At 73.8% G+C, this 20,684-nt stretch carries 15 protein-coding genes; 7 read left to right on the plus strand and 8 right to left on the minus strand.

Translation table 11 applies throughout. The features are described from left to right. Positions 1 to 49 precede the first annotated feature (49 nt). Together cimA and ABZ340_RS08270 are read left to right on the plus strand one after the other, a co-directional pair. The gene (gene cimA / locus ABZ340_RS08265; RefSeq protein ID WP_358780953.1) at positions 50 to 1,654 is read left to right on the plus strand and encodes a citramalate synthase; all 1,605 of its coding nucleotides are present in this window, start codon (positions 50 to 52) and stop codon (positions 1,652 to 1,654) included. Between the two features lie 130 nt (positions 1,655 to 1,784). Next, on the plus strand, positions 1,785 to 3,173 hold the full coding sequence (locus ABZ340_RS08270; protein ID WP_358780954.1) for a hypothetical protein: 1,389 nt from the start codon (positions 1,785 to 1,787) through the stop codon (positions 3,171 to 3,173). Positions 3,174 to 3,235: 62 nt separating this feature from the next. On the opposite strand, the gene ABZ340_RS08275 is transcribed toward ABZ340_RS08270, so the two are convergent. Next, positions 3,236 to 4,390: a Cmx/CmrA family chloramphenicol efflux MFS transporter gene (locus tag ABZ340_RS08275; RefSeq protein WP_358780955.1), complete on the minus strand. Its 1,155-nt coding sequence runs from the start codon at positions 4,388 to 4,390 to the stop codon at positions 3,236 to 3,238. A gap of 469 nt (positions 4,391 to 4,859) precedes the next feature. Continuing rightward, positions 4,860 to 5,489, minus strand: coding sequence for a YceI family protein (locus tag ABZ340_RS08280; protein ID WP_358780956.1), 630 nt, complete (start codon positions 5,487 to 5,489; stop codon positions 4,860 to 4,862). 198 nt (positions 5,490 to 5,687) lie between these two features. On the opposite strand from ABZ340_RS08280, the gene ABZ340_RS08285 reads away from it, so the two are divergent. Further along, on the plus strand, positions 5,688 to 6,971 hold the full coding sequence (locus ABZ340_RS08285) for a glycosyltransferase (protein WP_358780957.1): 1,284 nt from the start codon (positions 5,688 to 5,690) through the stop codon (positions 6,969 to 6,971). Between the two features lie 18 nt (positions 6,972 to 6,989). Here ABZ340_RS08285 and ABZ340_RS08290 read toward each other — a convergent pair whose 3' ends face one another. Beyond that, positions 6,990 to 7,889 (minus strand): DMT family transporter, encoded by a 900-nt coding sequence (locus ABZ340_RS08290; protein ID WP_358780958.1) that lies wholly within the window; start codon positions 7,887 to 7,889, stop codon positions 6,990 to 6,992. A gap of 9 nt (positions 7,890 to 7,898) precedes the next feature. Beyond that, on the minus strand, positions 7,899 to 9,395 hold the full coding sequence (gene hpnR, locus ABZ340_RS08295) for a hopanoid C-3 methylase HpnR (protein ID WP_358781029.1): 1,497 nt from the start codon (positions 9,393 to 9,395) through the stop codon (positions 7,899 to 7,901). 584 nt (positions 9,396 to 9,979) lie between these two features. Here hpnR and ABZ340_RS08300 point away from each other — a divergent pair. From ABZ340_RS08300 to ABZ340_RS08315, 4 genes are all read left to right on the plus strand, one after another. Then, on the plus strand, positions 9,980 to 10,771 hold the full coding sequence (locus ABZ340_RS08300; RefSeq protein WP_358781030.1) for an SDR family NAD(P)-dependent oxidoreductase: 792 nt from the start codon (positions 9,980 to 9,982) through the stop codon (positions 10,769 to 10,771). A gap of 70 nt (positions 10,772 to 10,841) precedes the next feature. Next, positions 10,842 to 13,259: a polysaccharide lyase 8 family protein gene (locus tag ABZ340_RS08305; protein WP_358780959.1), complete on the plus strand. Its 2,418-nt coding sequence runs from the start codon at positions 10,842 to 10,844 to the stop codon at positions 13,257 to 13,259. 229 nt (positions 13,260 to 13,488) lie between these two features. Next, positions 13,489 to 15,021, plus strand: coding sequence for an acyl-CoA carboxylase subunit beta (locus tag ABZ340_RS08310; protein WP_358781031.1), 1,533 nt, complete (start codon positions 13,489 to 13,491; stop codon positions 15,019 to 15,021). A gap of 18 nt (positions 15,022 to 15,039) precedes the next feature. Continuing rightward, positions 15,040 to 15,237, plus strand: coding sequence for an acyl-CoA carboxylase subunit epsilon (locus ABZ340_RS08315; protein WP_358780960.1), 198 nt, complete (start codon positions 15,040 to 15,042; stop codon positions 15,235 to 15,237). 165 nt (positions 15,238 to 15,402) lie between these two features. Here the strand turns inward: ABZ340_RS08315 and ABZ340_RS08320 are convergent, their stop codons facing one another. The 4 genes from ABZ340_RS08320 to ABZ340_RS08335 form a co-directional block, all read right to left on the minus strand. Beyond that, positions 15,403 to 15,984 (minus strand): ATP/GTP-binding protein, encoded by a 582-nt coding sequence (locus ABZ340_RS08320; protein ID WP_055515381.1) that lies wholly within the window; start codon positions 15,982 to 15,984, stop codon positions 15,403 to 15,405. Next, positions 15,965 to 16,537, minus strand: a complete 573-nt coding sequence (locus ABZ340_RS08325; RefSeq protein ID WP_358780961.1) for a DUF742 domain-containing protein — start codon at positions 16,535 to 16,537, stop codon at positions 15,965 to 15,967. Before ABZ340_RS08325 ends, ABZ340_RS08320 begins: the two co-directional genes overlap by 20 nt. 93 nt (positions 16,538 to 16,630) lie before the next feature. Further along, a complete protein-coding gene (locus ABZ340_RS08330) occupies positions 16,631 to 17,044 on the minus strand; it encodes a roadblock/LC7 domain-containing protein (protein WP_004983065.1) in 414 nt (137 codons plus the stop codon). 10 nt (positions 17,045 to 17,054) lie between these two features. Further along, a complete protein-coding gene (locus ABZ340_RS08335) occupies positions 17,055 to 20,441 on the minus strand; it encodes a nitrate- and nitrite sensing domain-containing protein (RefSeq protein WP_358780962.1) in 3,387 nt (1,128 codons plus the stop codon). Between the last annotated feature and the right edge of the window lie 243 nt (positions 20,442 to 20,684).

Genomic DNA, 20,684 nt, shown 5'->3' on the forward strand with positions numbered 1-20,684 from the left:
AGCCGGTCATTCCGGTAGACCGAGATCCCATACAGGAGCCTTGAAGATCATGACCGCACCCAGCGAGCTCGACGATTCGTTCCACGTCTTCGACACCACGCTCCGCGACGGCGCGCAGCGGGAGGGCATCAACCTCACCGTCGCGGACAAGCTGGCCATCGCGCGGCACCTGGACGACTACGGCGTGGGCTTCATCGAGGGCGGCTGGCCCGGTGCCAACCCGCGGGACACGGAGTTCTTCGCCCGTGCCCGGCAGGAGATCGAGTTCCGGCACGCTCAGCTGGTCGCCTTCGGCTCCACCCGCCGCGCCGGCACCACCGCGGCCGAGGACCCGCAGGTCAAGGCGTTGCTGGAGTCCGGCGCCCCGGTGATCACGCTGGTCGCCAAGTCCCACGACCGGCACGTCGAGCTGGCGCTGCGCACCACCTTGGACGAGAACCTGGAGATGGTCCGCGACACCGTCTCCCACCTGCGCTCCCAGGGCCGCCGCGTCTTCGTCGACTGCGAGCACTTCTTCGACGGCTACCGCGCCGACCCGGAGTACGCCAAAGCGGTCGTCCGCACGGCCTCCGAGGCCGGCGCCGACGTCGTCGTCCTCTGCGACACCAACGGCGGCATGCTCCCGGCGCAGATCCACGCCGTGGTCGCCACGGTCCTCGCCGACACCGGCGCCCGCCTCGGTATCCACGCCCAGGACGACACCGGCTGCGCGGTCGCCAACACCCTCGCCGCGGTCGACGCCGGCGCCACCCACGTGCAGTGCACGGCCAACGGCTACGGCGAGCGCGTCGGCAACGCCAACCTCTTCCCGGTCGTGGCGGCGCTGGAGCTGAAGTACGGCAAGAAGGTCCTCCCCGAGGGCAGGCTGCGCGAGACCACCCGCATCTCGCACGCCATCGCCGAGGTCGTGAACCTCACCCCCTCCACCCACCAGCCCTACGTCGGCGTCTCCGCCTTCGCCCACAAGGCCGGCCTGCACGCCTCCGCCATCAAGGTCGACCCCGACCTGTACCAGCACATCGACCCCGAACTGGTCGGCAACGCCATGCGGATGCTGGTCTCCGACATGGCCGGCCGCGCCTCGATCGAGCTGAAGGGCAAGGAGCTCGGCATCGACCTCGGCGGCGACCGGGAACTGGTCGGCCGGGTCGTCGAGCGGGTCAAGGAGCGCGAGCTCAAGGGCTACACCTACGAGGCCGCCGACGCCAGCTTCGAACTCCTGCTGCGCGCGGAGGCCGAGGGCGGGCGGCTGAAGTACTTCGAGGTCGAGTCCTGGCGCGCGATCGTCGAGGACCGCCCCGACGGCACCCACGCCAACGAGGCCACCGTCAAGCTGTGGGCCAAGGGCGAGCGCATCGTCGCCACCGCCGAGGGCAACGGCCCGGTCCACGCCCTCGACCAGGCCCTGCGCGTCGCCCTGGAGAAGATCTACCCGCAGCTCGCCCGGCTGGAGCTGGTCGACTACAAGGTCCGCATCCTGGAGGGCAGGCACGGCACCCAGTCCACGACCCGGGTCCTCATCGCCACCTCCGACGGGCGGGGGGAGTGGTCCACGGTGGGTGTCGGGGACAACGTCATCGCCGCCTCCTGGCAGGCCCTGGAGGACGCCTACACCTACGGGCTGCTGCGGGCCGGGGTGACGCCGGCGCGGTAGGTCTCCCCCTGTCGCAGGCGCCGCTCCCCGGCCGGAGCGCGGCGCCCGCGGGTGCGCGGCGGCCCGCCCGGGTGCCGGACTCCTGTGCGATGGGTGACCTATTTGGGGTAATTTCGGGTAGTTTCTAGGTATGAAGGCCGCGATAGCCACCCGAGGTCCCGCCGGACTGCTGATCGCGCTGGCGATCGCCGTCCTGACCGCCGTGGCCGCCCTGGCCGCCCCGTCCGCGGGGGCCGCCCCGCGCGCCCCCACGGTCACCAGTGTCTCCGCGATCGCCGAGGCCCTGCGCGAGCGGCCCGTGTACGTCGATCCGGCCGCCTCCGCGCTGCTGTCCGAGGGCGAGGCCCAGGCCCTGGCCGACAGGATCGAGGACGCGGACAAGCCGCTCTTCGTGGTGGTGCTCCCGGCCGGCTACCCCACCGAGGACCTCTTCACCGACCTGCGCACGGCGACCGGCGTCACCGGCCTGTACGCGGTCCGGCTCGGCGACCGGTTCGACGCCCGCGCCGATTCCGCGGTGCTGCCGCGCGCGGCCGTGAGCAACCTCGTCGGCAGTGTGCAGGGCGAGGATGCGCGCACCCAGCTCGACGACTTCACCGACCGCGCCCTGGCCAACATGGGCGGCGCGGCGCCGAGCGGCTGGGACGAGGGCGCCGGCGGCGGGGTCTCCACCACCGCGCTGATCACCGCCGGGGCCGTGGTCGTCGCCGGCGGCGCGGGCGCGTACACGCTGGTGCGGCGCAACCGGCGCCGCCACGAGGAGGAGCAGCGGGCCGCCCTGGAGAAGCTGCGGGTCGTGGTGGACGAGGACATCACCGCCTTCGGCGAGGAACTGGACCGCCTGGACTTCCACCCGGCCGAGGCGGGCGCCGACGACGCCATGCGCGCCGACTACGCCCGCGCCCTGGACGCCTACGAACAGGCCAAGACCTTCATGGCCGACGCCGAGAGGCCCGAGGACGTCCGCGCCGTCACCCAGGCCCTGGAGGACGGCCGCTTCTCGCTCGCGCAGCTCGCCGCCCGCCGGGAGGGCCGCCCGCTGCCCCAGCGGCGCCCGCCCTGCTTCTTCGACCCGCGGCACGGCCCGTCGGTCGCCGACGTGACCTGGACCCCGCCGGGCGGCGCCACCCGCGAGGTCCCGGTCTGCGCCGCCGACCAGGCCCGCCTGGCCGACGGCCGAGACCCGATGGTCCGCGAGGTGGACACCGCCTACGGCCGCCGCCCGTACTGGGAGGCCGGCCCCGCCTACGGCCCCTGGGCGGGCGGTTACTTCGGCGGCGGCATCCTGCCCGGCCTGCTGATGGGCACCGTGCTCGGCAGCATGATGGCCACCCCCACGTACGCCGCCGACTACGGCTCCGGCTACGGCGACTTCGGCGGCGGCTACGAGGGCGGCGACGTCTCCGGCGCGGACTTCGACCCCGGTGACTATGGCGGCGGCTTCGGCGACGGGGGCGGCTTCGGCGGCGGTGACTTCGGCGGAGGCGGTGGCGGAGGGGACTTCGGCGGCGGGTTCTGACGGCCCGGCGGGTGCCCCCGTCCCGCCGGGCACCCTCGGTCTCTTCGCCCCCGTCCCCGTCCTCAGCGCGCGGCGGTCCGGCGCGAGGGCAGGGCCACGGCCGCCGTCGCGAGGGCGGCGGCGACGAGACCGGCGCTGACCCACACCGCCGACCGGTAGCCGAACCCGGCGCCGATCGCCGTCCCCCCGAGCCAGGGCCCCAGCGCGGCGCCCACGTTGAACGCGGCCGTGGCGAAGCCGCCGGCCAGCGTGGGGGCGCCGGGAGCGGCGTACAGCGCCTGCGCGATCAGCGTGGAGCCGACGCCGAAGGACAGGGCGCCCTGGACGAGGACCAGCCCGAGCGCCGGGCCGGGCTCCCCGGCGCCGAGCGCGAGGACGCCCCACCCGGCGCACAGCGCGGCCCCGCCCACCGCGAGCACCGGCCCGGGCCGCCGGTCGGCGAACCGCCCGGCGAGAGACACCCCGGCGAACGACCCCGCCCCGAACAGCGCGAGCACCCCCGGCACCCACCGGCCGTCCAGCCCGGCGACCTCGGTGACCAGGGGCGCGAGATAGGTGAACGTGCAGAAGGTCGCCCCGTTCACCAGGGCTCCCAGGAGCAGCGTGACCTGGAGCCGCCTGGCGCGCAGCGACCGCAGTTCACCGCGGAGCGGACCAGGCGCGGTGTCGGCGGCCCCGCCCGGCACCGACCGCGCCACCGCCACCACGGCGGGCACCGACAGCAGCGCCACCGCCCAGAACGCCGAGCGCCAGCCCCACAGCTGCCCCAGCAGCGCCCCCGCGGGCACCCCCGCCACACAGGCCAGGGTGACCCCGCCCAGCAGCATGGACGTGGCCCGCCCCTTGGCGTCCGGCGCGACCATGCCGGCGGCGGTCACCAGGGCCACGGCCAGGAACCCGGCGTTGGCCAGGGCGCCGATCACGCGCGTGGCGAGCAGCACCCCGAAGCTGTCGGTGAGGGCACCGGCGACGTGGACGGCGAGGAAGGTCACCAGGAAGGCCAGCAGCGCGCCCCGCCGGGACCAGCGCCGGCCGAGCCCGGCCATCAGCGGGGCCCCGACCACCATCCCCACCGCGAACGCGGAGGTCAGCGCCCCCGCGGCCGGGACGGAGACCCCCAGGTCCCGGGCGATGTCCGGCACCAGCCCGGACAGCATGAACTCGGACGTGCCCTGCGCGAACACGGCAAGGCCCAGCAGAAGAAGAGCGAACGGCATGAAGAGGCTCCGCACCCCGAAATCGGCGTAGAAGATCCGTGAAGGTCCAAGGAGCCGTGGAACCCGGCGGGAACACGGCACGGCGGACGGCCGTCCGGGGGCGGTGAGCGGGTGCGCCGACGGTCTTCGGCGGCTTCGGGCGTGCGGGAGCGCGCGCCTCAGCCCGGCGTCAGGACCTCGCGAGCAGCCACCGGAGAGCCGGTGGCCGGGGTCTGGACGCTTCGGGGCTGTTCACGGCAGGCAGGTTAGCGCGGTCCGGCCGCGGGGGCGACGGATTTTCCGGCCGGCGGCGAGCACACTGGCGGTACGGCCGGTGTCGGCCGTACCGCCAGTGCCGGGCGGCGCGGCCCGGTACGGGGCTCGGCCGCCCGGCACGACGCGGTCCGCCGGAACGACGGCCGGCCGGGGCGCCGTGTCCGCGTCCCGGCCGCCGAGACCGGCTCCGGCGTCCCCGTGGGGACGGCGGGCCTCACGCCTGCCTGATCGCCGAGACGTCGAAGACGAGCTTGATCTTGTCGGACACCAGCACGCCGCCGGTCTCCAGCGCCGCGTTCCAGGTCAGGCCCCACTCCGAGCGCAGGATCTCCGCCTTGCCCTCGAAGCCGACGCGCTCGTTGCCGAAGGGGTCCTGGGCCGCGCCGTTGAACTCCAGGTCGATGGTGACCGGCCGGGTGGTGCCGAGGATCGTCAGGTCGCCGGTGATGCGGTAGTCGTCGCCGCCGAGGGCTTCCGCCTTGGTGGAGCGGAAGGTCATCGCCGGGAACTCGTCCGTCCTGAAGAAGTCCGCGCTCTTGAGGTGGCCGTCCCGGTCCGCGGACCCGGTGTCGATGCTGTCCATCGCGACGTCGATCGAGGCCGTGGACCGGGTGGGGTCGCCGCCGTCCAGGTGCAGCGAGCCGCTGAAGTCCAGGAACTTGCCCTTGACGTTGGTGACCATGGCGTGCCGGGCGACGAAACCGAGCGTCGAGTGCGCCGGGTCGATGGTGTAGTCGCCGGTCAGCGCGGCCAGGCCGGGGCTGACGGCGGTGGTCGTGGGGGTGGCCGTCGCGGGGGTGGCCGTCGCGGAGGTGGCGGTCTTGTTGCGGCCGAAGATGCCCATGAGGTGCTCCTGAAGGGGGACGGGGCCGGGTCCCGGGCGGGAGGCCCGGCCGATTCGGTTGAAGATTCAACGACTTCAACGAGGACGACTGTAGACCCATTCCGTTTAACTTTCAACAGTCTGGTCGGGGGCGCCCCCGGAACCCGTTCCGGGGGTGGCGGCCGGTTGCGCACCCGGACGAAGTGGTACCCATGCGGCATGTCCTCGGTCGCGGTCCTGGTCGAGCTGGTGCGCAGCGGCACGGCGGGCGGCCACGTCAAGTGCTGGGAGAGGTTCGCGGAGAGCGCCGCCCGGCTGCCGGGGACGGCACCGCACGGTGCCGGGGGACCGGGGCTCGACCTCACCGTCTACTTCCTCGGCGACCGGGAGCGGGCCGAGACGCTCGCCCCGCACGTCCGGCTCGTCACGCTCGAACCGGTGCTGTCCACCGCCGCCCTGACCTCCGCCGACGGCGCCGAGGACGCCACGGACCTCACCCCGTACCACCCGGGGCTGGCCGCGCTGCTCCCGCGGCACGACGTGTGGCACCTGACGCACAGCTTCGGGTACGCCGCCACCGCCGTCCGGCTCGCCCGGCGCACCCGCACGGCCCGGCGGCCCCGGATCGTCGGCTCGGTGCACACCGACGTCCCGGCGCTGGCCGCCGTCTACGCCCGGTACCTCGCCCGCCGCCGGATGCCCGCCGGCCTCCTCGCCGACCGGGCCGCGCGGTGGGCCGAGAGCGGGATGCGCCACCGGCGCGACCGGCTGCTGCGCTGCTGCGAGCAGGTGCTGGTGCCGCCGGCGGCCCGTGCCGAACTGGCCCGGACCCTGGGCGCGGACCGGCTGCGCCCGCTGCGCCGCGGCATCGACCACGACCGCTTCCGCCCCGACCCCGCCGCCCGCGCCCGGCTCGCCCGCGCCTACGGCGTCCCCGCCGACCGCCCGCTGCTGCTGTTCGCCGGACGCCTCGACGCCTCCAAGGGGGTGCCGCTGCTGGCCGAGAGCGTGCGGCTGCTGCGGGAGCGGGGCCGGCGCGCGCACCTGGTGACGGCGGGCGCGGGAGCGGAGACCGACGCGGTACGGCGGTGCCTGGGACCCGACGTCACCCTGCTCGGGCCGCTCCCGCAGGAGCGGCTGGCCCACGTGTACGCCGGCTGCGACCTGTTCGTCTTCCCCTCCCGCACCGAGACCGCGGGCAACGTCGTCGCCGAGGCGATGGCGAGCGGCCTGGCGGTCGTCCTGCCCGAGGGCGCCACGACCACCCGGTGGCTGGCCGCGCCCGGCCGGGACGGCGTCGTCGTGCCCCGGGACGACCCCCGCGACTGGGCGGACGCCCTGTGCGCGCTGATCGACCGGCCGCGGCGGCTCGACGCCGTGCGGCGGCACGCGGCGGCCACCGCCCGCCGGACCCACCCCTCCTGGGACCGGGTCCTCGCCGAGGACCTGCTGCCCGTCTGGCTCGGGCCGCCCGGCCGCGGCGGCACGCCACGTCCCATGTGACCCGGGCCGCCGCCCCTGTCACCGCCCCCCGGCCCCACCGCTCGCCCCTTCCTCGCGCCGCCCTCCGTGCAGCGCCGCCACCAGCGGTGACGAGTCCAGGCTCACGATGCCCGCGACGACCAGGGCCAGGCCCGCCCCCGTGACCGCGGTGACCGGCCAGCCGCTGTGGACCACCTCGCCGAAGACCGCCGTGCCCACGGCCACCGCCACCACCGGCTCGGTCGCGTCGATCACCGTCATGCTCGCGGCCAGCGGGCCCTGCTGGAAGGCGCTCTGGATGAGCAGCAGCCCGCCCACGCTGGCGACGACCAGCGCGTACGACTGCCAGGCGCCCAGCGCCGCGAGCGGTCCGTGCCTCAGGTGCTCGACGGTGGCCTCCAGCAGCACGGACTGGGTGCCCATGACCGCCCCGGCCGCCAGCGCCACCGCCGACGCCCGCCACGGCCCGGTGAGCAGACCGGCCACCACCAGCGAGGCGCCCACCAAGGCCACGGTCACGCCCACGACCACCAGCCAGGACAGCGTCCCCGCCGCACCCGGCCGGCCGCCGTGCGGACGGGCCGAGGCCAGGGCCAGGGCGAGCCCGGCGGCCACCGCGAGCGTGCCGAACCACTCCCGGGGGCCCAGCCGCATGCGGTGCAGCCGCGCCGACAGCGGCACCGCGAAGACCAGCTCCGTCACGATCAGCGGCTGCACCAGGCTGAGCGGCCCGAACGCCAGGGCCAGCGACTGGAAGCCGTACGCCAGGACCGCCAGGGCGATGCCGTACCGCCACACCCGGTCCCGGGCCAGCCGGCCCAGCAGCCGCGGCGAGAACGCCTCCTCGTCCGGGCGGGCGGCGGCCGCCCGCTGCTGGAGCACGCCCGCCACGGCGAAGCAGACCCCGGCGGCGAGCGAGGCGAGCACCGCGACCGTCATGGGCCGCGCTCAGTCGCCGGCGTCGCGGCTCCGGGCCGGCGGGGCCGCCCGGGTGTGCACGTACAGGCGGCGCCGGTCGCCGACGTCGACGGGCTGCGGCAGGGGGAGCTCGTAGCGGACGGGCCTGCCGTGGTCGGCGAGCTGGCGGCGCGGGTGGTAGACGCTGTGGAACTTCCACAGCATGCGGGCGAAGTTGGTCTGCCCGCGCAGCAGGTTGCGGCCGAGGACGCGCGCCGCGCGGTACGCCGTCCGCGGGCCCAGGTGCTTGCGGTTGATCACCGCCTGGGTGCGGACCAGCTCCTCGTAGAACCGCTCCAGCGGCAGGGTGGTGGGCACCACGGCGTGCTGGATGTCGAAGAGGCGGTAGTCGCGGGTGGTGAGCCGGCGCGACTCGGTGTGCCAGATCTCCGTCCCCGGGTACGGCGTCATCACGGTGAAGTGCACGATCTCCGGGACGGACAGGGCGAACTCCCGCACGATCCGGAAGCGTTCCTCGTCCCAGGCCGGGTCGACGATCAGGTTGACGGCGACCTGGATGCCCAGCCGGCGGGCGGCCTCCAGGGCCCGCAGGTTCTCGTCGGGGCTGATCCGCTTGCGGAACAGGTCCAGGCCCTCGGCGTCGAGGGCCTCCATCCCCAGGAACATGTAGCGCAGCCCCAGCCGGGCCCACCGCTCGAACACCTCGGGGTGGCGCAGCAGGACGTCGCTGCGCGTCTCCAGGTAGTACCGCTTGCGGATGCCGCGCCGCTCGATCTCGGCGGCGATGGCGTCGCCGTGCTCGGGCCGGATGAAGGCCACGTCGTCGACGATGAAGACGTTCGGTTCGCGGATGCGCGCCAGGTCCTCGGCCGCGGCCTCGGGGGTGGCCTTGCGGTAGCTGCGGCCGTAGAACGTCCAGGCGGAGCAGAACGAGCAGTCCCAGGGGCAGCCGCGGGTGAACTCGACGGAGGCGCACGGGTCGAGCTCGCCGATGAAGTAGCGGCGCCGGTTGCGCATCAGGTCGCGGGCCGGGAGCGGGGAGTCGATGCCGTGCAGCATCAGCGGCGCGGGTCCGCGGCCGGAGGCGGTGACGATCCCCGGCACGCCGTCCACCCCGCCGTCGCGCACCGCCGCCAGCAGCGGCGCGATCGCCGGCTCGCCCTCGCCCCGCACCACCGCGTCCACCGCGCCGGCCGCCTGCTCCAGCACGTCCTCGGCGACGAAGGAGACGCTGTGCCCGCCGAGGAAGACGAAGCAGCCGGGGACGGCCCGCTTCACCGCCGCGGCCAGATCGATCGCCTCGGGGACGTTCGCCAGGTAGTTCAGCGAGATGCCGAGGGCCTCGGGGCGGAACGACCGCACCTCGCGCGCCAGGTGCGACCGGCCGAGCACCTGGAGGTCCACGACCCGGACCTCGTGCCCGGCCTGGCGGGCGGCGCCCGCCACCCGTTCCAGGCCCAGCGGTTCGAGCCGGAGGAAGATCTCGGAGTACATCAGGGCGCTGGGGTGGACGAGCAGCACACGCATGGTCACCTCGTCACGGGATCGGAGCGCACCGGCAGCGGAGGGGAACCGGACCGGGGAGGGGAGCGGGCGGGGAGGAGACGGGGGCAGGGGCAGGGGAGGGGCGGGAGGCACTCCCTTCGTAACCGGCGCCCGCGCCCGGCGCACCATCCGTACCGCCGCCTGGCCGTACCCGCGGCTCCGACGGGTGGCTCCACCGCCGGGCCGTACCGGCGGCTCTCGCGGGTGGCCTCGCCGCCGGGCCGTACCGGCGGCCCTCGCGGGTGGCCCCGCCGCCGGGCCGTACCGGCGGCCCGCACGGGTGGCCCCGCCGCCTGGCCGTACCCGCGGCCCCCACGGGTGGCCCCACCGCACGGCCGCGCCGACGGCCCTCACGGGTGGCCCCGCCGCGGCGCGGGTCCCGCGAATGGCCGCTGGACTGGCGCCGCGCACCGCTGTGGCTGTGTCCTGGAAGCCAGGAACCCGTCGGGAACCGGTCGGGAACCGGTCGGGGAACGTCGTCCACACCCCCGGGAGACCGTCTCGTGACCCACCCAGGCTCCCCCTCCGTCCACGGTCCCGCCGCCACCCGCGCCCCGGCCGCGCGCCTGACGGGGGCGAGCGCCGCCCCCGCACCGTCCGCCCGCCTGTGCGCCGACCGGCCGGTGGCGCTCGTCACCGGCGCCTCCTCCGGCATCGGCGCCGCCACCGCCCGCCGGTTCGCGGCCGGGGGCTGGCGCCTGCTGCTCAGCGGGCGGGACCTCGGGCGCCTGGCGGAGACCGCCGCCGGCACCTCGGCCGTCGTGCTGCCCGCCGACCTCACCGTGCCTGGCGGCCCGCGCCGCCTGGCCCGCGCCGCGCTGGAGGCGGCCGGGCGGATCGACCTGCTGGTGGCGGTCGCCGGGATCGGCTGGGCCGGCCCGTTCGCCGCCATGCCGCGCCCGGTCATCGACCAGGTGCTGACCCTGAACCTCGGCGCCACGCTCCACCTCGTCCGCGAGGTGCTGCCCGCCATGGTCGAGGCCGGGCGGGGACGGATCGTGCTCGTCGGCTCGGTCGCCGGGGCGGTGGGCGTGCGGGAGGAGGCGGTGTACTCCGCGACCAAGGCCGGGCTGGCCGCGTTCGCCGAGGCCCTGCGGCAGGAGCTGCGGGGGACCGGCGTGGGGGTGACGCACGTCGTGCCGGGCCCGGTGGACACGCCGTTCTTCGACCGGCGCGGCACGCCCTACGGCCGGTCCCGGCCGCGCCCCACCCCGCCCGGCCGGGTCGCCGGCGCCGTGTGGGACGCCGTCGAGCACGGCCGGGACGACGTCCACGTGCCCGGCTGGCTCACCCTTCCGGGCCGGGTGCGCGGGCTCGCGCCGAGCGTGTACCGCCGCCTGCTGAACCGTTTCGGCTGACCGTTCCCCCTGGAGAGGTGGCCGCCGGTGCGGTTCCCCCGGCGCCGCCCGAGTGGTAAACGGCAGGAGCATGACCTCTCCCGCCTCCCCCTCCACCCCGCCCCCTCCCGGCCCTCCGCCGCCGCCCCACCCCGCCCCGGCCGCCGCACACCGGGCTCCCACCCGCCGCACCGTCCTCCTCGCGGCGGCCCTCGCGGCCACCCTCACCCCGGCTCTCCCCGTCCACGCCGCCCCGGCGGACCCCGCCGCCCCCGGCCCCGACCCCTACGCCGCCCTCCGCCATCGCTGGCTCACCATCGCCCTCGGCACCGGCTACGACCCGGCCGCCGAACCGTACGCCTCCCGCCTCGCCGAGACCGGCGCCCTCGCCCGCTCCTTCCAGGCCGCCATGGCCCCCGCCCCCGCCTCCCTGTGGCCCGGCCGGCCCTTCGACCCGCCGTCCGGCATCACCTTCAGCTACGGCCGCCTGTGGACCATGACCCAGGCGTACGTCCAGCAGGGCACCGGCTCCACCGGCGACCCCGCCCTCCTCGCGGACGTCCTGCGCGGCCTGGACCACCTCTCCGCCACCGTCTACCACCCCGCCACCACCCCCTACGGCAACTGGTGGGAGTGGCAGATCGGCAGCCCCCGCCTCCTGACGGACATCACCGCGGCCCTGTACGACCACCTCGGCGAGGACCGGATCGCCGCCGCCTGCGCCGCCGTCGACCACTTCGTCCCCGACGCCGCGCTCGGCGCCTACACGGGCACGTCCACCGGCGCCAACCGCGTCGACCTGTGCCGCTCGGTCGCCCTGCGCGGCATCCTCGGCCGGAACCCCGCCAAGATCGCCCTGGCCCGGGACGCGCTCTCGCCGGTCTTCCCGTACGTCACGAAGGGCGACGGCCTGTACGCCGACGGCTCGTTCGTCCAGCACACCTGGGTGGCGTACTCGGGCACCTACGGGCAGGTCCTGCTCGACGGCCTCGGACGGCTCTTCACCCTCCTCGCCGGGTCCGCGTGGGAGGTCACGGACCCCGCCCGGCAGAACATCCTCGACAGCGTCGAGCACGCCTTCGCGCCGTTCCTCCACGACGGGCTGATGATGGACGGCGTCAACGGGCGCGCCATCAGCCGCGGGTACCTCAGGAGCGACGACCGGCGGGTCATGCGCGGCGACCACTTCCACGGGCAGGGCGTCATCGCGGCGATCGCGCTGCTGGCGGGCGGGGCGAGCCCGGCGGAGCGGGACCGCTGGCACGCGCGCGTGAAGGGGTGGATCGAACGGAGCACGACCAGCCCCGTCCTGACGGCGCGCCAGTTCGACGTGGCCGACCTGGCCCGGCTGCACGCCGTCGCCGCCGCCCCCGTCCCGGCCGCGCCCGAGCCCGTCGGGCACCGGCTCTTTCCGGCCATGGACCGCGCCGTGCACCGCCGTCCCGGCTTCACCGTCGGCATCGCCATGGCCAGCGACCGCATCGCGCACTACGAGTGCGGCAACGGCGAGAACCCGCGCGGCTGGCACACCGGTGCCGGGATGACGTACTGGTGGGCGGGGTCCGGCGACCGGTCGGACCAGTACACGGACTGGTTCTGGCCCACCGTCGACTGGTACCGCCTGCCCGGCACCACCGTCTCCACCAAGCGGCTGCCCGACCGGGCGGGCGGCGAATGGGGCGCGCCCAGGCCCGGCGTGCGCTGGGTCGGCGGCACCACCGACGGCGAGTACGCGGCGATCGGCCAGCACCTCAAGGGCCTCGGCTCGACCCTCGACGCCCGCAAGTCCTGGTTCTGCCTCGCCGACGAGGTGGTCTGCCTGGGCGCCGGGATCACCTGCGCCGACGGCGTGCCCGTCGAGACGATCGTCGACAACCGCAACCTGGGGGAGAACGGCACCGCCCCCTTCACCCGGGGCCCGCACTGGGCGCACCTGGAGCACCACGGCGGCTGGATCGTCCTCGACGGCGCACTGAACACCCTGCGCGAGGACCGCACCGGCGCCTGGTCCGACATCAACACCACCTCCACCACCGAACGCCGCACCCGCCGCTGGCAGACCCTCTGGCTGGACCACGGCACCGACCCGGACGGCGCCGGCTACGCCTACGTCCTCCTGCCCGGCGCCACCCGCAGCCAGGTCGCCCGCCGCGCCGCCGCCCCGGGCCGGCTCTCCGTGCTCGCCAACGACGCCGCCTGCCAGGCCGTCGCCGTCCCCTCCCTCGGGGTGACGGCCGCGAACTTCTGGCGGGCCGGCACGGCGGGCCCGCTCACCGCCACGGCGGGCGCGAGCGTGCTGGTCCGCCGCCGGGGCCGTACCGCTACGCTCTGCGTGAGCGAGCCGCCGCGCACCGGACGGCCGCTGGAGATCGTCTGGGACCGTCCCGTGCGCGGGGTGGTGCAGGCCGACGAGACGGTCGAGATCCTCGCCACCGGCCGCCGGCTGCGCCTGCGCGTCACTCCGGGGGAGGAATGCGCCACCCACGGATGTGAGGTGACTCTCAGCTGACGGCTTTGTAAGACCCCTACAAGCGGCAGGGCCCCTGAGCAGTCGAAACGGCTGCATGCCGTCGAGGTTCTGTTCAGGGGTACCAGGAAAACCCGTCGGAGACTGTACGGAGTCGACGGCTCGCTTTCCTCGCTCCGCTTCGTATGGTCGCTACATGACCGTTTTGGATGATGCGCCGAGCGAACCGAAGGACGCGCGCGCGGGCGAACCGACGGACGCGCGCGGGCGAGTGGCCGAACTGCACGAGATCCGTGCGCGGGCGCTGGCCGGCCCCAGCGAGCGGGCGACGCAGGCGCAGCACGCCAAGGGCAAGCTGACCGCGCGCGAGCGCATCGAGCTGCTCCTGGACCCGGGCTCCTTCCAGGAGGTGGAGCAGCTGCGCCGGCACCGGGCCACCGGGTTCGGGCTGGAGGCGAAGAAGCCGTACACCGACGGTGTGATCACCGGCTGGGGCACGGTGGAGGGCCGCACGGTCTTCGTCTACGCCCATGACTTCCGCATCTTCGGCGGCGCGCTGGGCGAGGCCCACGCGACGAAGATCCACAAGATCATGGACATGGCCATCGCGGCCGGGGCCCCGCTGGTGTCGCTGAACGACGGCGCCGGCGCCCGCATCCAGGAGGGCGTGGCCGCCCTCGCCGGGTACGGCGGCATCTTCCAGCGCAACACCAAGGCGTCCGGCGTCATCCCGCAGATCAGCGTGATGCTCGGCCCGTGCGCGGGCGGCGCGGCCTACAGCCCCGCCCTGACCGACTTCGTCTTCATGGTCCGCGAGACCTCGCAGATGTTCATCACCGGCCCGGACGTCGTCAAGGCCGTCACCGGCGAGGAGATCACCCAGAACGGCCTGGGCGGCGCCGACGTGCACGCCGAGACCTCCGGCGTGTGCCACTTCGCCTACGACGACGAGGAGACCTGCATCGCCGAGGTGCGCTACCTCCTCTCCCTCCTCCCGCAGAACAACCGGGAGAACCCGCCGCGGGTGGAGAGCGCCGACCCCGTCGACCGCCGCTCGGACGTCCTGCTCGACCTGGTCCCGGCCGACGGCAACCGGCCCTACGACATGGCCAAGGTGATCGAGGAGATCGTCGACGACGGCGAGTACCTGGAGGTCCACGAGCGCTGGGCGCGCAACATCATCTGCGCCCTGGCCCGCCTGGACGGCCAGGTGGTCGGCATCGTCGCCAACCAGCCGCAGGTGCTGGCCGGCGTCCTGGACATCGAGGCCAGCGAGAAGGCCGCCCGCTTCGTCCAGATGTGCGACGCCTTCAACATCCCGATCGTCACCTTCCTCGACGTCCCGGGCTTCCTCCCCGGTGTCGACCAGGAGCACGGCGGCATCATCCGCCACGGCGCCAAGCTGCTGTACGCGTACTGCAACGCGACCGTGCCGCGCATCTCCCTGATCCTCAGGAAGGCGTACGGCGGCGCCTACATCGTCATGGACTCCCAGTCCATCGGCGCGGACCTGACCTACGCCTGGCCGACCAACGAGATCGCCGTGATGGGCGCCGAGGGCGCCGCCAACGTCATCTTCCGCCGGCAGATCGCCGAGGCCGACGACCCCGAGGCCATGCGCCAGAAGATGGTCAAGGAGTACAAGTCGGAGCTGATGCACCCGTACTACGCGGCCGAGCGCGGCCTGGTGGACGACGTCATCGACCCCGCCGAGACCCGCGAGGTGCTCGTCAGGTCCCTGGCCATGCTCCAGACCAAGCACGCCGACCTGCCGTCCCGCAAGCACGGCAACCCGCCGCAGTGACCCCGAGGAGCATGCCGTATGTCCACGCCTGACATCCGTGTCGAGAAGGGCCACGCCGAGCCCGAGGAAGTCGCCGCCATCACGGCCGTCCTGCTGGCCCGTGCGGCGGCCCGCCCCGCCGAGATCGCCCCGGCGGCCCGCGGCGGCCGCGTGCGCGCCGGCTGGCGCCGCCTGGAGCGCGAGCCGGGCTTCCGCGCCCCGCACAGCTGGCGCTGACCGCCCCGGAAGGGCCCCTCCGCACAGGAGGGGCCCTTTTCCGTGTCCGTGTGGTGACGCGCCCCTCGGGGGCGCGTCACCACACGGACACCCGCGACCCGGCACACGACAGCCCCCGGCGGCCCAGTGGCCGCCGGGGGCTGTCGCGCAACCAGTGCCGCGGGGCTACCGCAGCCGTGCCATCAGCGCGTGCTCCACGAGCGTGATCAGCGCGCTCTTGGCGTCCGCGCGGTGGCGGGCGTCGGTGGTGATGATCGGGGTGTCGGGGCCGATCTGCAGGGCCTCGCGGACCTCGTCCGGCGTGTACGGCTGCTGGCCGTCGAAGCCGTTGAGGGCGATGACGAAGGGCAGTCCGCTGTTCTCGAAGTAGTCGACGGCGGGGAAGCAGTCGGCGAGCCTCCTCGTGTCGACCAGGACCACCGCGCCGATGGCGCCGCGCACGAGGTCGTCCCACATGAACCAGAAGCGGTCCTGGCCGGGCGTGCCGAACAGGTACAGGATCAGGTCTTGGTCCAGGGTGATGCGGCCGAAGTCCATGGCGACCGTCGTGGTCGTCTTGTCCCCGGTGTGGGTGAGGTCGTCGATGCCCGCCGAAGCAGACGTCATGACGGCCTCCGTGCGCAGCGGGTTGATCTCCGAGACGGCGCCGACGAACGTGGTCTTGCCCACGCCGAAGCCGCCCGCCACCACGATCTTCGCGGAGGTGGTGGAGCGGGAAGGACCGCCGCTAGAGCTTGCGAAGTCCACTGAGCACCCTTTCGAGCAGTGTCACGTCTGGCTGGCCGCCGGCGTTCTCGTCGCCGCCGGGCTGATGGATGGCGACCAGTCCCGCCTCCGCCAAGTCGGCGACGAGGATCCTGGCCACGCCGAGGGGGATGGTCAGCAGCGCCGAGATCTCGGCGACCGACTTGATCTCTCGGCAGAGGTTGCAGATCCGCTGATGCTCGGGCAGCTGGCCCTGCATCTGGTGCGGCTGCGCGGTGGTGTGCACCAGCGCCTCGATGGCGAGCTGGTACCGCGGCCTGGTACGGCCGCCCGTCATGGCGTACGGACGCACCAGGGGGTTGTTCGACGCCCCGGAGGGCGCCGGCTCAGGGGTGCGGCGCGGAGGCTGCACGGGCTGGATGCGCGGAGCCTGCGGCTGGTCGTACGGCGACGGGCCGGGGACCGGCGGGGCGTACGGCTGGCCGTGGCTCGGGGTGGAGGGGAAGCCGTACCGGTTCTGGGAACCGTCGACCGGACCCTGTGCAGGGCCGTACGACCAGTTGCCCGACGACGAACCGCCTGGGGGTGTTGCCACTTTCTCCTCCTCCGACTGTGCCTGGCATCCATATTGTGGAGCCGCGTCCCGAAACCTTACGGCCCCGGGACGCCAAAACGCACCGTCTGTCCTTTAGTTGAGAAGGCTTCCTTGGAGCTCCGCACGGAGATCCGGGGTCAGGACCGTGCCGGCGCGGTCCACGAGCAGGGCCATCTCGTACCCAATGAGGCCGATGTCCGCCTCCGGGTGCGCGAGAACCGCGAGCGACGAACCGTCGGAGATGGACATGATGAAGAGAAATCCTCGCTCCATCTCCACAACCGTCTGGTTCACGCTGCCGCCCTCGAAGATGCGCGAGGCACCGGCGGTCAGCGAGGTCAGACCGGAGGCGACGGCCGCGAGCTGGTCGGCGCGGTCGCGCGGGAAGCCTTCGGACATCGCCAGAAGGAGTCCGTCGGCGGAGACCACCACCGTGTGGGACACCCCCGGGGTGTTGTCCACGAAGTTGGTGATCAACCAGTTCAGGTTCTGTGCCGCCTGGCTCATCGGGCTCACACTAACGCTCCTGGTTGTAGGTGCTGTCAGGACCGAAGCCCTGGCCGTTCGTTTCACTGCCTGCGCTGCGGCCTCGTTGGACGCCGCGCCGCAGGTTGCTCAGCCTGCCCCGGACGTCCTCCGGGGCGCGGGAGACCTGTGGGCCGCCCTGGGCGGTGGATTCGGCGGAGCCGTCGACCAGGTTGGCCTTGGGAATCCGCCGCGGCAGGCCGGAGGAGGTCACCCCGCCCGCCTTGGGCTTCCGGAGCTGAGCGGCCTGCTGCCAGCGCTCGTCGTTGGCCGAACGCCAGTCGCCGTCGTTCTCCGGGGTGGAAGCCGGCGCTTCCTGCTGCACGGGCTGCGTGCCGCCCGCGCCGCCCCCGGTGGAACCGCGGCGGGGAAGCCCGGCGCCGGTCATCTCGTGGACGGCGGAGGGAGCCGGTCCCGGACGGTCGAAGCCTACGTGGTCCGCCTCGCCGCCGTCAGCGGCCTGCGCGGATTCCGCCTCGGGGGCACCCGCAGGGTACTGGTTCGGGTAGCCGTTCTGGTAGGCGTCCTGCTGCGGCCAGTCGTCCTGGTGACGCCGCTGCTCGAAGGCCGGGAAGCTCTCCGGCGCACCGGTACCGGCCGCCGCGGGCTCCTCCTGGAGCGGCTCGGTGTACGCGGGCTCGGGGTAGCCGCCGTTCGGCCGGAAGCCGTCGCCCTGCGGCAGGCCGCCGTTCTGCGCGAAGTGCTGGTCGCCGTAGGTCTGGTGCTGTCCGGTGTCGTAGGACGCCTGCTGGTCGCCGTAGGTCTGGTGCTGTCCGGTGTCGTAGGACGCCTGCTGCTCGTCGTACGTCTGGTGCTGCCCGGTGTCGTAGGACGCCTGCTGCTCGTCGTACGTCTGGTGCTGCCCGGTGTCGTAGGACGCCTGCTGCTCGTCGTACGTCTGGTGCTGCTGGTCGTACCCGGCCGTGTGCTGCTGCGGGTAGCCGTCCTGGCCGTCGTCGTAACCGGGCTGCGGGTGCTGACCGGTGAACTGGTCGGCGTACGCGGTCTCCTGGGCGTCCTGCGCCGCCTGCGGGGCGTGCCGACCGTGCGACTGGGACTCCAGGGCCGCACGGCGCTCCTCACGCATCAGGGAGCGGCCGACGGGGTTCAGCCCGCGCGGGTCGTCGGGGACCTCGGTGTAGCGGCTGTCGTCGAAGCCGAGCTCCGCGGCCGTGCGCATCGGCTGCTGGTGGGGGTCGACGCCCCGGACGTTCTGCTCCGGGATGATCTGCGAGACGGTGAACTCGTCGCGCTCGGCCTGCTGCTCGCCGCCACCGCCGTGCGTGATGGCGTCCGGCAGCATGACCAGCGAGGTGGTGCCGGCCTGCTCGCCCGACGGGCGCAGCTGGACGCGGATGCCGTGCCGGTCGGACAGCCGGCCGACCACGAACAGGCCCATGCGCTGCGAGATCGCGGCGTCCACGGTGGGCGGGTTGGCCAGCTTGTGGTTGATGTCCGCGAAGTCCTCGGCGGTCAGGCCGATGCCCTTGTCGTGGATCTCGACCATCACACGGCCGTCCGGCAGCCGGGTCGCGGTGACGCGGACCTTGGTCTGCGGGGAGGAGAACGTGGTGGCGTTCTCCAGCAGCTCGGCGAGCAGGTGCACGAGGTCGGTCACGGCCTGGCCGTGGATCTCGCAGTCGGGGACGCCGGACAGCTCGATGCGCTCGTACTGCTCCACCTCGGAGGAGGCGGCGCGCAACACGTCGACCAGCGGGACCGGCTGGTCCCAGCGGCGGCCGGGCTCCTCGCCGGCGAGGACCAGGAGGTTCTCGCCGTTGCGGCGCATACGGGTCGCCAGGTGGTCCAGCTTGAAGAGGTTCTCCAGCTGGTCGGGGTCGGCCTCGTTGTTCTCCAGGTCGGTGATCAGGCTCAGCTGGCCCTCGATCAGCGACTGGTTGCGGCGCGAGAGGTTGGTGAAGATCGCGTTGATGTTGCCCCGCAGCAGCGCCTGCTCGGAGGCGAGCCGGACCGCCTCGCGGTGGACCTGGTCGAAGGCGCGGGCGACTTCGCCGATCTCGTCGGTCGAGGTGATCGGGATGGGGGTGACGCGGGTGTCGACGCGGCCGGGGTCGGTGCGGGAGAGCTGGTCGACCAGCATCGGCAGGCGCTGCTCGGCGATGCCGAAGGCGGCGCTGCGCAGCTGGCGCATCGAGCGGCTCATCTGGCGGGCCACCATGCCGGCCAGGATGAACGCGGCGAGCAGGGCGATCACGACGATCGCACCGGTGATGATCGCGTCGCGCTGGGCGTCGTCGGCGATGCCGGCGGCCTCGGCCACCGCGGCATCGGTCATGTCCGTCTCGATCGTGCGGTACGCGTCGAACTTGAGGGTGTTGACCGCCCACCAGTTCTCGGGGGTGATGCCCTGCTGGGCGAGGGCGGCGCGGGCGCTGCGGTCCGTGGACGACAGCTGGGCGAGCTCCGAGACCATCGTCGTCGGGTTCGACGGCGGCGGCACGTAGTCCGGGTCCTTGGCCTTGGCCTCCTTGGCCATGGCCGCGCCGTCCGCCCTGACCTTCGCCTCGGCCTCGTCGAGCTTCTCGGCGTCCTCCTCGGTGCCGCCGCCGAGGTACTCCTCCATGGCGATGCGCTCGAGGTAGGCGTACGACGACAGGGCGACGCGCTGGCTGGCCAGGTGGCCGGGCTCGGGGCCCGGCTTGATCAGCAGCTGCATGCCGATGGACCGCTCCAGCGACAGCGCCGCCTTGGTCAGCGACATCGCGTAGACGGTACGGCCGTAGGAGGTGATGTTGCCGGTGCCCAGACCGAGCTCGTTGGCGAACTCCATCAGGGGGTGGGCGACCTGGGTGTAGCCCTCCTGGGTCTCCACGCCCTTGAGCTTGGAGGTGTAGGCGGCGGCGCGCAGCGTCTGGAGCTTGGGCTCCTGCTCGCGGAACAGCTTCAGGCGTCGCTCCAGGCCCGGCTTCTGCGGCATCTGCTGCGCCGCCTCGTCGAAGGCGTCGGCGGCCTTGTCGGTGGCCTTGCGGACCTGTGCGACGGTCTTGTCGTCCTGGCCCTTGCCCTGCAGCAGCGGGGCCGCGGAGACGTCACGCTCGTTGTAGAGGGCGTCGGCGTACGCCAGGGAGGTCTGCACCAGGCGCGCCGTGTTCTCGGCGTCCTCGGCCTCCTGCCAGGTGTCGATCGAGCTCGTCACCTGGAAGCCGCCCATGACCAGGCCGACCAGTACGGGTATGAGGAGGATCGCGTTGAGCCGGGTCGTCACCCGCCAGTTGCGCGGGGAGAAACGGCCGCCGCTCGGGGCGGGCGTGGCCGTCGGTTCCGGACCCGGCGCGGGGGCGGGCGCCGCTGTGCGCGGCGGCGGGGTGAAGTTGCCCCGGGCCGTCGACGGCTCGGGACTGTTCTTGCTTCGCCTCACTCGACCAACAACCTCTCGGCGGTCGGCACCAACCTTGTGCCGCAGTGTCTCAGAGCCCGGTACGCCATCGAGTACGCAGTACGACTGGGTACGTCTTTGACCAGGGGGCAGTTCAGGCATTCCAGCACGACGACCAGTGCTCTTCCAAACAGTGGGACCAGGGGATTCCGTGTGAGGAAAGCGCCCGATAAAACGGTCATAAAGAGCGAGCCCCGTCAAAAGACGGGGCGTTCGTGAGCACAG

Source organism: Streptomyces sp. NPDC006134, from assembly GCF_040628835.1.
In the GTDB taxonomy this organism is placed as follows: Bacteria; Actinomycetota; Actinomycetes; order Streptomycetales; family Streptomycetaceae; genus Streptomyces.